10 protein-coding genes and 1 pseudogene are annotated in these 14,948 nt (G+C 69.7%); 7 read left to right on the top strand and 4 right to left on the bottom strand.

Features of this window, described 5'->3' with window-relative positions:
* Positions 1-26: 26 nt before the first annotated feature.
* The 3 genes and pseudogenes from JHY01_RS05905 to JHY01_RS05895 all read right to left on the bottom strand — a co-directional run bounded on the left by JHY01_RS05905 (position 27) and on the right by JHY01_RS05895 (position 4,721).
* Positions 27-2,710, bottom strand: a pseudogene (locus tag JHY01_RS05905) (fumarate reductase/succinate dehydrogenase flavoprotein subunit).
* 8 nt (positions 2,711-2,718) lie between these two features.
* Positions 2,719-3,522, bottom strand: coding sequence for a GntR family transcriptional regulator (locus tag JHY01_RS05900; RefSeq protein ID WP_205324686.1), 804 nt, complete (start codon positions 3,520-3,522; stop codon positions 2,719-2,721).
* 194 nt (positions 3,523-3,716) lie between these two features.
* Positions 3,717-4,721 carry a YeiH family protein gene (locus tag JHY01_RS05895; protein WP_205324685.1) on the bottom strand — a complete coding sequence of 335 codons (1,005 nt, stop codon included), beginning with the start codon at positions 4,719-4,721 and terminating at the stop codon, positions 3,717-3,719.
* A gap of 71 nt (positions 4,722-4,792) precedes the next feature.
* Here JHY01_RS05895 and JHY01_RS05890 point away from each other — a divergent pair, with 71 nt between their 5' ends.
* From JHY01_RS05890 to JHY01_RS05875, 4 genes are all read left to right on the top strand, one after another.
* On the top strand, positions 4,793-5,692 hold the full coding sequence (locus JHY01_RS05890; protein WP_205324684.1) for a LysR family transcriptional regulator: 900 nt from the start codon (positions 4,793-4,795) through the stop codon (positions 5,690-5,692).
* 15 nt (positions 5,693-5,707) lie between these two features.
* Positions 5,708-6,430, top strand: coding sequence for a GntR family transcriptional regulator (locus tag JHY01_RS05885; protein WP_205324683.1), 723 nt, complete (start codon positions 5,708-5,710; stop codon positions 6,428-6,430).
* A gap of 3 nt (positions 6,431-6,433) precedes the next feature.
* Positions 6,434-7,162: a TSUP family transporter gene (locus JHY01_RS05880; protein ID WP_205324682.1), complete on the top strand. Its 729-nt coding sequence runs from the start codon at positions 6,434-6,436 to the stop codon at positions 7,160-7,162.
* A 166-nt stretch (positions 7,163-7,328) separates the two neighbouring features.
* Complete coding sequence (locus JHY01_RS05875) at positions 7,329-7,934, top strand: YceI family protein (protein ID WP_205324681.1); 606 nt, start codon at positions 7,329-7,331, stop codon at positions 7,932-7,934.
* Between the two features lie 45 nt (positions 7,935-7,979).
* Here the strand turns inward: JHY01_RS05875 and JHY01_RS05870 are convergent, their stop codons facing one another.
* Complete coding sequence (locus JHY01_RS05870; protein ID WP_205324680.1) at positions 7,980-8,927, bottom strand: hypothetical protein; 948 nt, start codon at positions 8,925-8,927, stop codon at positions 7,980-7,982.
* Positions 8,928-9,226: 299 nt separating this feature from the next.
* Here JHY01_RS05870 and JHY01_RS05865 point away from each other — a divergent pair, with 299 nt between their 5' ends.
* The 3 genes from JHY01_RS05865 (at position 9,227) to JHY01_RS05855 (ending at position 14,916) form a co-directional block, all read left to right on the top strand.
* Entirely contained in the window at positions 9,227-12,361 is a 3,135-nt protein-coding gene (locus JHY01_RS05865; protein WP_205324679.1) for an AbfB domain-containing protein, read from the top strand.
* 112 nt (positions 12,362-12,473) lie between these two features.
* Entirely contained in the window at positions 12,474-13,481 is a 1,008-nt protein-coding gene (locus tag JHY01_RS05860; RefSeq protein ID WP_205324678.1) for a LacI family DNA-binding transcriptional regulator, read from the top strand.
* Positions 13,482-13,659: 178 nt separating this feature from the next.
* Positions 13,660-14,916, top strand: coding sequence for an ABC transporter substrate-binding protein (locus tag JHY01_RS05855; RefSeq protein ID WP_205324677.1), 1,257 nt, complete (start codon positions 13,660-13,662; stop codon positions 14,914-14,916).
* The last annotated feature ends 32 nt before the right edge of the window (positions 14,917-14,948 follow it).

Genomic DNA, 14,948 nt, shown 5'->3' with positions numbered 1-14,948 from the left:
CTCTCGTGGGGGGTGCGGCCGAAGATTCAGCCGCGGGGGTCGGGGTGGGCTTCCAGGGCTATGCGGGCGTAGGCGCGGACATCGGCGTCCACGTCTCCTTGGGCGCGGAGCAGGGCCTCGCGCACCTGCGGGTGGTCGGCCAGTCGAGGCATGAGCGCCTTGACAGCGGCCTTCCTGACATCGAGGTTCGGATCGGTCGAGGCCGTGATGAGCGGGTCCACAGTGGCTGAAACGCTCGATTCGGCCAGCGCGGTCGCCGCGGCCTGGCGGACCTCCCAGGAGGGATCGTCGAGGGCCCTGACCGCGAGACCGGCCGCGTCGTCGGTGCAGCCGGTCTGCGCCAGTGCGCCCAATGCGGCGGCACGGACCAGCGAATCCTCATCGTCGTGCATCCGGGTGAGGGTGGCGATCCCGCGCGGGTCGCCGACGGCGCCCACACCACGGGCGGCGGCGATCCGCACCCGGGGCGACGCGTCGGCGGAGGCGACGGCGAGGCCGTCGAGATCGTCCAGCGAAACCATCCCGAGCACCACTTCGCGGCGCACCCGCTCGTCGGGGTCGCGCAGGGCCGCGCCGAGTTCCGCCTCGCCGGTGAGGCGGTGCCGCCACAGTGCACCGATCGCCGCGACCCGGATCGCGGCCTCGGGGTGGTCGAGGGCCGCCCGCAGGCCGGACTCGAACGCGGGGCTCGGCTCGATGACCTCTCGCAGTTCGCGCAGCAGGTCGGCTGCGCGAAGGCGCACGGCCGCCTCGTCGTCCAGGAGTGCCGAGGCGAACACCGGTGAGGCCTCCGCCCAGTCGCCGGCGGCCTCGCTCAGCACCGAGAGGGCGGTGCGCCGCACCTCCGGGTCCGGATCGGCGAGGTAGGCGGACAGGTCTTCGACGTCCGGGGCTTCGTCCACGAGTTCCAGCAGGGCCAGGATCCGGCCGCTCTGCGCGCTCATCGCCAGGCCGCCGCGAGCTCGCCGGCGCGCGGCGCGGCCGCGTCCGGGACGCCGTCGGGCCTGACGAATCCGGGGACCGGCACGATGTACGGCGCCACCGGCCGCCGGTCGAACCGCATTTCCCCGCTGGACGAGTCTTTGCTGAGGTTCAAGTGGCAGAACCAGTTCTCATCGTCCTGGAGCGGCCAATCGTCGCGGGAGTGGTAGAGGCCCCAGCGGCTCTCGGTGCGGGTCATGGAGGCGCGGGCGGCCATCTCGGCGCAGTCGCGGATGAAGGTGACCTCAGCGCAGCGCATCAGCTCGTGCGGCGTCCGCGCGCCCATCTGGTCGATGTCGGTGCGCATCCGCTCGAACGCCTCCAACCCCAGTGACAGGTGCCGCTCCGTCTTGGGCGGTTGCAGGTAGTCGTTGACGAACCGCCGGAGTTTGTACTCCACCTGGGGCTGCGGCGGACCGTCCGGATTGGACGCGGGCTTGTAGATCAGTTCGTGGGCGGCGGCGATCTGGTCCTCGGGCAGCTCGGGGCGAGCCGCGCCCTTCGCGTAGGCCGCCGCGTCTTCACCGGCGATGTCCCCGTAGACGAAGGCGCCGATCATGTAGTTGTGCGGCACGCAGGCCATGTCGCCCGCGGCGTACAGGCCGGCCACGGTGGTTCGGGCGTGCTCGTCGACCCACACGCCCGATGACGAGTGGCCGCTGCACAGTCCGATCTCCGAGATGTGCATCTCGATGTCGCGTTCGCGGTAGTCGGTGCCGCGGCCGGCGTGGAAGGTGCCGCGGGTGGGCCGCTCGGTGGTGTGCAGGATCCCCTCGATCTCCGAGATCGTGGCGTCGGGGAGGTGGCTCAGCTTCAGGTAGATGGGCCCGCGGGAGCTGTCGATCTCGCGTTTCACCTCGGCCATCATCTGGCCCGACCAGTAGTCGCAGTCGACGAACCGGTTGCCTTCGCCGTTGACGGTGTAGCCGCCGAAGGGATTCGCGACGTAGGCGCAGGCCGGGCCGTTGTAGTCCTTGATGAGCGGGTTGATCTGGAAGCATTCGATGCCGCTGAGTTCGGCGCCCGCGTGGTAGGCCATCGCGTAGCCGTCGCCGGCGTTGGTCGGGTTCTCATAGGTGCCGTAGAGGTAGCCGCTGGCGGGGAGGCCGAGGCGGCCGCACGCGCCGGCGGCCAGGATGACCGCCCCGGCCGCGACGGTGACGAACTCGCCGCTGCGGGTGTCGAAGCCGACCGCGCCGACCGCTCTGCCGTTCTCGGTGAGCACTCGGACCGGCATCACCCGGTTGGTCATCTGGACTTTGGCGCGGACGCCTCGGGACCGGAGCTCCCGGTAGAGGACCTTCTTGACCTCTTTGCCTTCAGGCATCGGCAGGACGTAGCTGCCGGAGCGGTGCACTTTGCGGACGGCGTACTCGTCGTGCTCGTCCTTCTCGAACTTCACGCCGTAGGACTCCAAGCGCTGCACCATCTCGAAGCCGCGCGTCGCGGTCTGGTAGATCGTCCGCTGGTTGATGATGCCGTCATTGGCGATGGTGATGTCGGCGACGTAGTCCTCGGGGGTGGCCTTGCCGGGCACGACGGCGTTGTTGACCCCGTCCATGCCCATCGCGAGCGCACCGGAGTGCCGGACGTGGGCCTTTTCCATGATCAGCACCGAAGCGCCGTGGCGCGCCGCGGTGAGCGCTGCCATCGTGCCGGCGGTGCCGCCGCCGACGACGAGCACGTCGCATTCGAGATGGCGCCGGTCGGCCACGTGGGGAATCTCCATCGGGTCACTCACTTTCTCTCTCCCGGGCGTTCGCCGGGCTCTGGGAGGAACGGATTGTGGAAGGGGCGGCGGACGATCATGGTCGACAAGGAGATCCGGTCACCGCGGAAGCGGAGGAACTCGAGGTCGACCGGTCGCCCGTCGCAGGTGTAGGCGAGCCGCTCCACGAAGAGCAGCGGGGAACCGACGGGGACCTCCAGGACTCCGGCGACGGCCGGATCGGCCGCGACCGATTCGATGACGACCCGGGCCTCGCCGAGCGGCAGCCCGAGTTCGGATTCGATGATCGCGAAGACGTCGCGGTGCTCCAGGTCCTGGCCCAGCAGCGGCTCGCCCACATCTGCGGGCAGGTAGCTGGCGTCGAGCGACACCGGTTCGCCGTCGAGGATCCGGAGCCGCTCCAGGACCACCACCGGTGCGCCGGGCTCGACCCCCAGCCGCTCGGCGACGAGCGGCACCGCGGGGACGAGCTCGGCCAGCAGGATCCGGTTGGCGACGCGCGGGTGGCGCGCTTCGAAGGTCTCGGCCAGTCCGCGGAGCCGGTCGAGTCCGTGGTCGCATTTCGCCGAGACCACGAACGTGCCGGAGCCCTGGATCCGGGTGACCAGTCCTTCGTCGCGGAGCAGCGCGAGCACCTCGCGGACCACGTTGCGGCTGGCGTTGAACTCCATTGCCAAGTGGGCCTCGGACGGCAGCGGCCGGGCGCCGTAGACGCCCTCGAGGATCCGGGTGCGCAGCACGTCCCGGATGCGTCGGACCGGCCCGGAGCGTCGTCCGTCCGCTACCGTCGGTCCCGTCTTGGTGGCTCTCATGTGGCAGATACTTCGGGTGGTGGGTTTCACACTGGCACCTGCTGCAGTTTCTCGACGGTTACGCCACCCTCTCTGACCTGCACCCCTGCTTTGAACAGTGGGAATGGTGCCGTCGAGTGAGATCCGCCGCGAATACGGCGGGTTCCGCCAGGGCGATTCCGCGGCCAATGACCAGGGGGAAGGCGAGACCGGCGTCATGCCAGCACCAGGACGCCCGCCAGGGAGATCCCGGCGATGAGCAGCGTCGAGGCGGCGGCCACCGCCAGCGCCGGACCGCTGCGGGCGGCCAAGGCCCGGAGCCGGACAGCGGTACCCATCCCGAACAGTGCGGCGGCAAGCGCCACCTGCTGCAGCACCCCCACTGCCGCAAGAAGACCGTCCGGGAGCAATCCCGTTGCGCGCACGGCAACGCAGAGCAGGAACCCGACGACGAACATCGGCATCACCGGCGGCACCGCGCCCCCGGTGCGCCGGACCCGCCGACGCTGCCACGTCGCGACCGCCAACACCACCGGAGCCAGCAGCAACACCCGGGTCAGTTTGACGACCACCGCGAGTCCCAGCGCGAAGGCACCGGCGCCGCTGGCGGCCCCGACGACCTGGCCGACTTCGTGCACGCTGGCGCCGACCCAGACGCCGAAAGCGGCGTCCGACAACCCCAGCGGATGTCGCAGCAGTGGTAGGGCGACCATGGCGGCCGTCCCGAAGAGGGTCACCATTCCGACCGCGACGGCGACGTCCTCCTCACTGGCGTCGGCGTGCTCCTCCATCGCCGCGATCGCGGAGGCCCCGCAGATCGCGAACCCGGTCCCCAGAAGCAGACTCCGCGGACCGCCGAGCCCCAGGCGAAGCCCGAGCCACGTCGTCGCCGCCAGGGTGAGCACCAGGACCGCGGCCACCAGCCCGAGTATCGGGAAACCGAGGGAGAGGACGGCGCCGACCGACAGCCCCAGCCCGAGCAGTACGACGCCGGCTCGGAGGAGGCGTTTGGTGAAGGCGGCCAGCGGGAGGCGGACGCCCTGTCGCACGGCGCGGGTGTTGCCGGCCGCCAGGCCGAGCACGATCGCCCAGGTCAGGAGTCCCACGGCCGGGACGAGCAGGTGTGCAAGCCAGGAGCCGGCGACGCCGAACGTCAACCAGCCGAGGGCGATCACGGGTTCGGAGGTGCGGGGGAGCAGCGGTCCCGGGGGTGCGGTCATGCGCTCAAGTTATGAGCGGCCGCGGTCGTGCGGTAGTCGTCGATTCGGCATCCCTGCCATACACTCCACGCATGGCAAGCGTCCCCGACCTGGCGGATCTCCAGTTGCTCGCCGACGTCGCCACCCACGGGAGCATCGGGGCGGCGGCCGCCGCACACGGCCTTTCCCAGCCCCAGGCGAGCCGCCGGATGACCCGTCTCGAACGGCAGCTCGGCGTCCCGATCCTGATCCGTTCGAACCGGGGCACCGCGCTCACCCCCGCCGGCAAGGTGGTGGTGGACTGGGCGACCCTCCTGCTCAGCGCCGCGCAGAACTTCACGACCTCGGTCGCCATGCTCCGCACGACCCAGCGCCACGACATGTCGGTGGCGGTGAGCATGACGATCGCCGAGCACCGCGCGCCGGCCTGGCTCGCCGACATGACGCGGCATCATCCCGAGGTCCACCTCACGGTCACCGTCGGGAACTCCACCGAGGTCGCCGCCCTGGTCCGCGAAGGCAAGGCGGCCTTGGGGTTCGTGGAGACCTCGACTCGCCTCCCCGGTCTGCGCCGGCACCGGATCGGCGGCGACCGGCTCCTGGTGGCGGTCCCTCCCTCGCACCCATGGGCCGACCGGGACGGCATCGGACCGCGTGAACTCGCGGAGGCCGGTGTACTGGTCCGCGAGATCGGATCGGGAACCCGGGACACCCTCGAATCCGCGCTCGCAGCGCACGGCCTCACCCTGACCCCGGGCACGACCCTCGCCTCGAACGCCGCCTTGAAGGCGGCCGCGGCGGCCGGCGTCGGTCCGGTCGTCCTCTCCGAACTGAGCCTGCGGCCCGAACTCGCCGAGGGCCGGCTGGTGGGCGTCGAGGTCACCGGCCTCGATCTCGGAAGGGACTTCTGGGCGGTGGTCCGCCCGCACGACACGCTGCCTGAGGTCGCTCGGGCGGTGATGCGAGCGGCGCGCCTGGGAAATTCATTATGATGTTATGTTGAATCCATGCCGCGACAGCCCTTGTACGCCCAGATCGAGGACGCCCTCGCCCTCCGCATCCGCGACGACCTCCGACCCGGCGACCGACTCCCCACCGAGGACGAACTGATCCAGCAGTTCGCGGTCAGCCGGATCACGGTGCGACACGCGATCCAGAACCTCGCGGCTCGCGGACTGGTCGTCGTCGAGCAGGGCCGTGGGACCTTCGTCGCCCGGCCCCGGATCGAGCAGCAGCTGACCGCGCTCACCGGCTTCGTCGAGGACATGGAAGCCGTCGGCCTCGGTGCGTCGGCCCGAGTGACCACTTCCGAAGTCCGGACGGCCGACCGCGAGGCGGCCGCCGCACTGGGGCTTCCCGCCGGAGGCAAGGCGAGGTTCATCGAGCGGGTCCGACTCGCCGAGGGCCACCCGGTCTCGTTCGACCAGACCTGGCTGCCCGAGGAGATCGGCGCCCGAGTCGCTTCGGAGGACCTGAGCGAGGAACCGATCTTCCGGCTGCTGGAGGACAAGTACGGCATCCCGCTCATCGAGGCGACCTACCGGCTGGAGGCGATCGTCGCCGACGGCGGGTTGGCCGCCAGGCTGGAGACCGAGCCGGGCGCACCGGTGCTGCGCATAGCGCGGACCACGTACACGACCGGTCAGCGCCCGATCGACTACGAGCTGCTCCACTACCGGGGCGACCTGATCTCCTTCGCCACCAGACTGACGCGCGAACCGCCGGCCTGATCGGTGATCGACCCCCTCACCCTCGCGCTGGTCGGCATCGTGGTCGCGATCGGCAGCGTCTCCCAGCGGATCACCGGCATCGGCATCGCGCTCATCAGCGCGCCCGCGCTCAGCCTCGTCTTCGGGCCCGCCACCGCGGTGCCGCTGAGCAACATCGCCGCGCTCGTGCTGAACCTGACGATTCTCGCGAGCGCGATCCGATTCGTCGACTTGCGCCGCGCCGTCACGATCGCCGCCACCGCCGCGATCGTGATCGTCCCGGTCGCGCACCGGCTCCGAAGCGTCGATCCGACGGTGGTCCAAACGGCCATCGGGGTCATCGTGCTGGCCGCGATCGCGTTGACGTACTGGCTTCGAGCGCACGGTCGTCCGATGCGGGACACGACGCTGGCCCGGATCTCGGCGGGAGCCGCCGCGGGGGCCTTCGGCGTCGCCGCCGGCTTGAGCGGACCGCCGCTGGCGGTCTACGCGGCCGGAACCGCCTGGCGCGGACCGACGTTCGTGCCGACCGTGCAAGCCGCCTCCGCCGTCACCAACGTCATCGCCATTGCAGCCGCACCCCGCGTCGCGGTCCCATTCTCCGTCTGGGCCAGCATCCTCGCGGCGGTCGGGGCGGGCGCCGTTCTCGGCAGTGTCCTTGCGCCCCGCGTCCACGCCCGCCACGTGGAGAACGCCGCCCTGCTGCTCGCGGCGGGCGGAGCGATCATGGTCATTGCGGCGGCCGCCCTTTGAGAAGGCGTTCGACGCTGCGGAGCCTGCGTTGCGCCGCTCGTCATCGACAGATTCCAGGAGAGGCTGCGCATCCATTGCACGGACGAGAGCGCCGCTCGATGTCGCGGATGTGCACGGTCAGGGCGTCGCTGATCGGGACGCGACGCAGGCGGCTATGGGATCTGGCATGCTGGCGCAGGCATTTCTGGACCCTGCTACCTGGAGACTTGGAATGGCAATAGACGGTGGCACGTACGTCTTCGGGTCCGATCACGGACGGCTGAGCCTGCATACCGGTCGTACCGGTCTGGGACGGCGAGCTGGGCATGATCTGACGATCGAAGCCTCGAGTTGGCACGGGAGGGCTTCGGTCGATACCACCGAACCCGCTTCGAGCAGCGTGGCCATGGCAGTCGAGGTCAACTCGCTGATCGTCATCGAGGGCACCGGGGGACTCAAGCCCCTCACGGACGGCGATCGCGCGGAAATCGTGCGGGCCCTGCGCGGCGACCAGCTACTGCACGCCGTGAAATACCCGGATATCAGGTTCGTGTCCACTCACATCAGCGGGTCGCCCGACGCGTTCGCTGTCGATGGGGATCTCTCGATCGTCGGTCGGACCCGCCCGATCACGGTCGACTGCACCATGATCGGTGCTCGTCGTGTCCGAGGCACCGCGATTGTCGCGCTGTCGCGTTGGGGCATCGGGCCGTACGCGGTCTTCATGGGCGCCCTCAAGCTCGCGAACGAGGTGGGCGTCGAGTTCGAGACCGAACCCGTGCCGACCGGATAGCCGACACTCTGCCCACGGCCGAGGGCTGGGTACGCCGCCGACGCGTCAGTCTTCGACGAGCAGCGTTTCCCTGCGGGTCTGCAGCCGGACGAGACTTCGATCGGCCTCCGCGTCCCGTTCCCGCAGTGACCGGATCGTCGTCCGGACCGAGTCGCGGATGGCCCTGAACTGCTCGGTGGCGTCGCGGATCTGCCCACTGCGCACCGCGTCGGTCAGGATGTTGTCGAACAGCACATCGGTCAGCCAGTTGTTCGGGATCGCGGGGGCGCGGTGACGCTGCTCGACACCGACGTCGACCAGCTCGCGGCTGAACGCGTCGAGCGCCCGCTGCGCGTAGGCCACAGCGCGGCCCGCCGAGTCGAGCTTGTCGTACTTGAACTGGCTAACCAGCTCGCCGCCTCCGAGCAGGTCCCAGCCGGAGGCGGTGCCGGCGCTGCTGAGCAGGCGCCCGATCTCGTTGACCCGTGCTAGCGCCTGCCGCCCGGCGTCGCAGGCCTCCTGGAGTTCGCGCCGCTCGGCGCGCAGATCGGCCGTCTGGGCTGCGATCGCCTCGAGTTCGCCGCCTGCGGGCAGACCCAGCATGAGCACGGTCCGTTCCTTGTCCGCCAGCAGTTCGCGGAACCGTTCCTCCGCAGCCTCGAATTCGGCGCCGGCGGTCTCGAGCGACGCTCGGTCCTGGATCAGCCAGCGGACTCGGGCCCGCTCTTGCTGCACCCGGATCCGTGCGGCCGCTGCCTCGGTCCGCTCGATATCGATTCGCTCCTCCCGGGAGCCGCTGACCATCGCCCACAATGCTCTGAACGACACTCGCTCCAGCTGGTCGACGTCCTTCTGCTCGCCGGCCGCTCGCTCTTCGGCGAGTTTCAGCGCCGCTTCGGCGGAGGCCACCTGCTGCTCGGTCCGGGCCAACACCTGCTCGTGGTGCTGTTTGCGGTGCAACAGTTCTCTCGCTTCGGCCAGTTCCTTGTTCAACTGTTCGATCGCTTGGGGCATGGTTTCGATGGTATCGACGCGACCGGCCCGACGGGGGTCTGGTCAGGGCGGCCGGCCGGCGGTACCGCCGCCCTCACGGACCGGATGCGGGATCGGGCGTCGGGTACTTCAGCGTTGATCGGGTGAAATCCGCCGGTGGAGGACGGCGAGTCGCCGGGTCACGATTCCGAACCGGTGCGCCAAGCTCTTGCTTCCGCTGATCAGAGCCGGTACGTTGTTCAGCGAACCGGTTCGCTCAAGTGACACTGCTCGAAGTGTCGATGAGCGGCGGACTTCTCAATGTTGAGAGTGAGGCGAAAATGAACGTACGAGCACGGCGAGCCGCGCGAATATGCAGCGTCATCGCGGCGGCCGCGATCATCCCCTTGGCCGCGGTGCCCGCCGCCGGCCAGGAAGCGGATGTCATCAGGGTCGATCTCGGCCAGACCACCGGCGACTTCCTCGGAGGAGCGTCGGGCACCCTCTACGGCCTGTACGACGAGGGACTCCCTTCCGAGAACCTCATCGACGGCATCGATCTGACCACGGTCGCCACCAAGGCCCAGGACGGACCGCAGCACCCGGGCGCGGACGCGCTCGAAGTCCTCGGCCCGATGGTGGAGGCCTCGAACGGCGACGTCTACATCTACATGACGGACGTCCACCGCGGCTTCCCCTACCAGTGGCCCGGCGACACCCCGGAGGAGAAGCTCGACCTCTACATGGAGAAGATCCGGCTGCAGGTCGAGCAGGTGGCCGGCCTGCCGGCGGACCAGCAGGACAACGTCGTCTTCATGCCGTACAACGAGCCCGAGGGCAACATGTTCGGCACCGGCACCTGGAGCTACAACCGCGTCAGCTGGCTGAACGACCCGCAATACTTCTTCGCGGCCTGGGACCGCGCCTACGCGGAGATCCGCTCGATCCTGCCGGAGGCGCGCATCGGCGGACCGAACACCAGCACCCTCTACAACCAGGTCGAAGGCTTCATGGCGCACACCGTCCAAGCCGGGACGGTGCCGGACGCGGTGGTGTGGCACGAGCTGTCCGCTCCCGCCACCATCAGGTCCAACGTGGACAAATATCGGGCCTGGGAGGCCGAGCTCTTCGCCGGCACGCCCTATGCGGGCACCGAACTGCCGATCAACATCACCGAGTACGCGTACAACTACCACACCTCGGTGCCCGGCCAGATGATCCAGTGGATCTCCGCGCTGGAGGACAAGAAGGTCTACGGCGACATCGCCTACTGGAACATCGACGGCAACCTCTCCGACTCGGCCGTGCAGGCCAACCGCGCCAACGGCCAGTGGTGGCTCCTGCACGCCTACAGCCAGATGCACGGTGCGCAGACCGTCGCGGTCACGCCGCCGCGGCCTGGCGTCAGCTACACCCTTCAAGGCGTCGCGGCCCTCGACACCGACAAGCGGCAGGCCCGCGTCCTGCTCGGCGGCGCGAGCGGGGCGTACACGCTCGCGCTCGACAACGTCCCGTCCGGGGTCTTCGGCCAGAACGTGCACGCGGTCGTTCGCGAGATCGGCTGGAGCGGCCAGATCGGCGACTCGGCCCAACCCTCCACTGTGGCAGAAGTCGACCTGGCGGTCTCAGGCGGCACCGCCGAACTGACCTTCGGCTCCGGCGGCCTTCCGGCGCTCAACGCGGAGTCCGCTTACGAGGTCATCGTGACCCCGAGTGTCGCTCCCGGCGATGCGGCCGTCCCGCAGAAGGCCTGGGAGGCGACGTACGAGGCCGAGAACGCCACGTGGACCGGTACGGGCCTGCAACGCAACGGCCCCGAAGGTTCCCCTTCGGCGGTGGCGAAGTTCTACACCTCCGGCGGCTACAACGTCGGCGGGATGCGGACCGGCTCGAACAACGCGATCGAGTTCAACGTCAGCGTCCCCCAAGACGGCGTATACGACCTCAGCGTCTTCGCCAGCTCCCTCAACACCGACGCCGAAGTGCAGGACCAGGGGCCGACGAACATGTTCCTGCGGGTCGACGGCGACGCCGCCACAGAGCAGGAGCTCTTCTTGAGCCTGGGCTACAAGTGGGTCGTGTGGGACCACACCGACACCACCGTCGAACTCACCGCCGGGGACCACGTCATCACCCTGGCCACCCGCAGCCTCGACGGGACCGGAGCCATCACCGGCGACGTCATCCTCGACAAGATCGACCTGTCACTGCCCCACCCGGATTACACCGGCGACGTGTACGAGGCCGAGTTCGCCGAGCTCGACGGCGGCGCGGCCCCCACCTACATGAGCGGACACAACGGCTCGGGTCCGGGTGCCGCCACCGTACCGTCCGGCGGAGAGGCGACCTTCTGGGTCTACGCTCCGGACGACGCCACCGCCCGTCTCGACATCGCCTCGCGCGGCGACCGGAAGGTCGAGCTCGAAGTCAACGGTGAGACGGTGACGACCGGGCAGGGCGGCATCGTCGACGCCTTCCTGCTCGGCGGCATCAACCAGGTCACCGTCAAAGGCGCGCAAGGGCTCGAGGTGGACCGACTCGTCGTGACGCCTTCCAGTGAGACCACCGGGGCCGTCTACGAGGCGGAGGACGGCACGGTCGCCGGGAGCGCCGAGGCCACGAGCCTGTCCCTCGCCTCCGGCGGGGCCGCGGTCACGGGCATCGGCGGCGATCCCGGCAACGGGAACACCCTGACGTTCAACGACGTCGAGGTGTCGAAAGCCGGCAGGTACGCGCTGACCTTCCGGTACTCCAACGAGGAGCAGTCGCCCGCCACGCACTACAACCCCGACCCGGTGGCCCGGTACGCCCTGGTGTCGATCAACGGCGCCGAGCCGGTCCGCGTGGTCTTCCCGCACTCCTTCCACGAGAACAACTTCTGGGAACTCACCGTCCCGGTCGACCTCAAAGCCGGAGTCAACTCGATCGTCGTGCGCGGCGAGGAGAAACCGCAGTTCGACGGGACCAGCTACGCCTCCGACACCTGGCCGGGCGTACTGCTGCGCTCGCGCTTCGCGCCCAACCTCGACCGGATCGCGGTGACCCCGCTGTTCGGCGATGTCGCCTGGCGTGAACTGCAATCGCTCAACTACCCGGATCGTCTGGTGCGGCATACGAACTCGAATGTCCGTCTGGAACCGAACCCCACCCCCGAGGACGACGCGCGTTTTCGGATGGTGCCGGGCCTGGCGGACGGCTCGGCCGGGTACGTGTCGTTCGAATCGGTGAACCACCCGGGCCAGTACCTGCGGCACTCGTTCTACGAACTCGTGCTGGCGCCCGACGACGGCACGGCGCTGTTCGACAAGGACGCGACGTTCCGAATGGTCGACGGTCTGGCCGATGAGTGGTGTACGTCATTCCAGTCGTACAACTTCCCGGATCAGCACCTGCGACACTCGGGCTTCGAGCTGCAGCTCGATCCGATCGTGAATGCGACGGACCGCGCCGACGCCACCTTCTGCGTCACGGTCTGATCATCCCTTGTGGCGGCGGCCGGCTCAGCCTGCCGCCGCCACTCAGTCGCGGGCCGACCTCTAGCGAACCGGTACACTGGACCGAGTTCGAGCGAGGAGCGGAAGGAGCAGCGTGGCCACGATCGGCGATGTAGCACGTGAGGCCGGAGTGTCGCGCAGCACCGTCTCCTCGGTCCTCACCGGCCGCAAATACGTCAGCCCCGAGACGCGGGCCAAGGTCGACGCGGCGGTGGCCAAGCTCCAGTTCTCGGTCAACGCCGGAGCCAGGGCGCTGGCGACCTCGCGGACCATGGCGTTGGGCGTCGTCGTCGGCTTCCACGAAGCCGAGTTCAGCCCGGCGCTGGCGGCGTACCTGATCGCCCTGTCCGACGCGGCGCGCGAGCAGGGCTACTCGGTCGTGCTGCTGACCGAGCCCGACGGCGTCGAGGCGGTGCGGCGGGCGATCTCCGGCCGCCAGGTCGACGGCTTGATCCTGCTCAACGTGGTCGACGACGACCCGCGGTTGGAACCGATCAACCAGGCGCGCTACCCCGCGGTCCTGCTCGGCATGCCCCAGGACACCCGTGGTGTCGACGCGGTCGACCTCGACTTCGCCGCCGGGGCCTCAATGCTGGTCGACCACCTCGCCGACGCGGGCCACCGCGAAGCGCTGTTCGTCGAATGGCCCGAAGAGCTGTACGCCTCGGGCAGCACCTACGCGAACCGGTTCGCCAGTGCGGCCCGCGAGCGGGCCGAACGACGCGGCCTGCGGCTCGTCCCCGTCGCCGTGCCGGTGGGGCCAGAGCAGGTGCGCGCGAGTCTTCGCGCCGTGCTTCAGGACCCCGAGAACCCCCGTGCGCTGCTGATCCACAACGACGCCGCCGTCGCGATGCTGCCTTTCGCGCTTCACGACCTCGGGCTCGAAGTGCCCGCCGACCGGAGCGTCGTCTCGCTGCACGCGGCCGAGCTCGCGCGGCTCTACGTCCTGTCGTTCACCTCGGTCGAGTCCGAGCCGGTGGCCGTCTGCCAGGCCGCGGTCGAGATGCTCGCCAAGCGGATCGCCTCGCCCGAGAGCCCTGCTCAGAAGCGGCTCGTCGTCCCGCACCTCGAGGCCAAGGGCAGCGTCGCAACCGTGGCGTAAGGCCACGTCCGGGGACGTAGCGCCGACGCTCGACCGGCGAACAAGCCAGCGAACCGGTTCGCCTTGACGGCGGCCATTCGGTCTGGCATCATCGTCAGCGAACCGGTTCGCTGGCTATCGGAATCCCTCGAGCCAGCGAGTCACCGGCGAAACCGACTCGATGAAGAGGCCGATGAACATGACGAACACGACTCTGCGCCGGTGCCTCGCCGCCGGCGCCGCACTGACGATGGGCGCCCTGGGAGCCTGCTCCGGCGGCACGCCTGAACCAGGCGAGAGCGGCGACGCGAGCGAAGGCTCCACGACTGCGGAGATCGTCTTCTGGGACCCCTACCCCCAGCACGCCGACGGATCCGCGTGGGACGCGCACGTCAAGTCCTGCGCACCCGAAGGTTCGACGATCGTCCGCACCAGCGCTCCGCAGACCGACCTGTTCAACCAGCTCACAACCGCGGTGAAAGAGGGTGGCGCCCCCGACGTGGTGCTGCTCGACAACCCGATGATGCCCGAGGCCGTGGGCGCCGGAATGCTGGCGACCGCAGCGCAGGCGGGCATCGACACCAGTGGCGTGGACGAGAACCTGATGGGCCCCGGCGTCGTCGACGGCACCGCCTACGGCGTGCCGTTCGGCTCCAACGCTCTCGGCCTCTACTACAACGCCGACCTGCTGGCCGAAGCCGGCGTCGACCCGGCCTCGGTCACCGACTGGGACTCCCTGAACGCCGCGATGGCCCAGGTCGTCGCAGACGGCGGCAAGGGCATCACCTTCTCCGGCGTCACCGGGGAAGAGGGCGTCTTCCAGTTCCTTCCCTGGTTCTGGGGCGCCGGCGCCGACCTGTCCGACATCTCCTCGGACGAGGCCGTCGCCGCCGGACAGCTCCTCTCCGACTGGATCGGCGAAGGCCTGGCCCCCAAGTCGGCGGCCACCGACAACCAGTCGGCGGCATGGGACCTGTTCCTCACCGGCGAATACGCCTTCGCCGAGAACGGCTCATGGTTCGCCGCGGCGGCGGCCGAAGCGAACTTCGAGGTCGGCGTCATCCCGATCCCGACGAGGGGCGGCGGCGTCGCACCGGTGCCGACCGGCGGCGAATTCGCCGTGGCCCCGATCCAGTCCGAGAACGCCTCCGACCACTACGCGAACGCTGCTTCCGTCATCGCCTGCCTGACCGAAGGCGAGGCCGCGTTCCAGACCAATGAGACGCTCGGCTACCTCTCTGCCAAGCCCGACGTCCGCGCCGAGCAGGCGGCCCAGTCGCCGCTGTGGGAGCCGTGGATCGCCGCGGTCGAGGGCGCCCAGGGCCGCACCACCGATCTCGGCAGCGAGTACGTCGACGCCTCCGCCTCGCTCTCCGGGGCGATCCAGGCCGCGCTCAACGCCGCGGGCGACCAGGCCGCCGTCGAGGCCGCGTTCCAGGACGCGGGCGGATTCTGACGGGCCGTCGGCCCGCCCTCGGGCGGGCCGAC

This window comes from Glycomyces sp. YM15, from assembly GCF_016918015.1.
Lineage (GTDB): Bacteria > Actinomycetota > Actinomycetes > Mycobacteriales > Micromonosporaceae > Glycomyces.
This window is presented reverse-complemented; position numbering and strand designations above follow the sequence as displayed.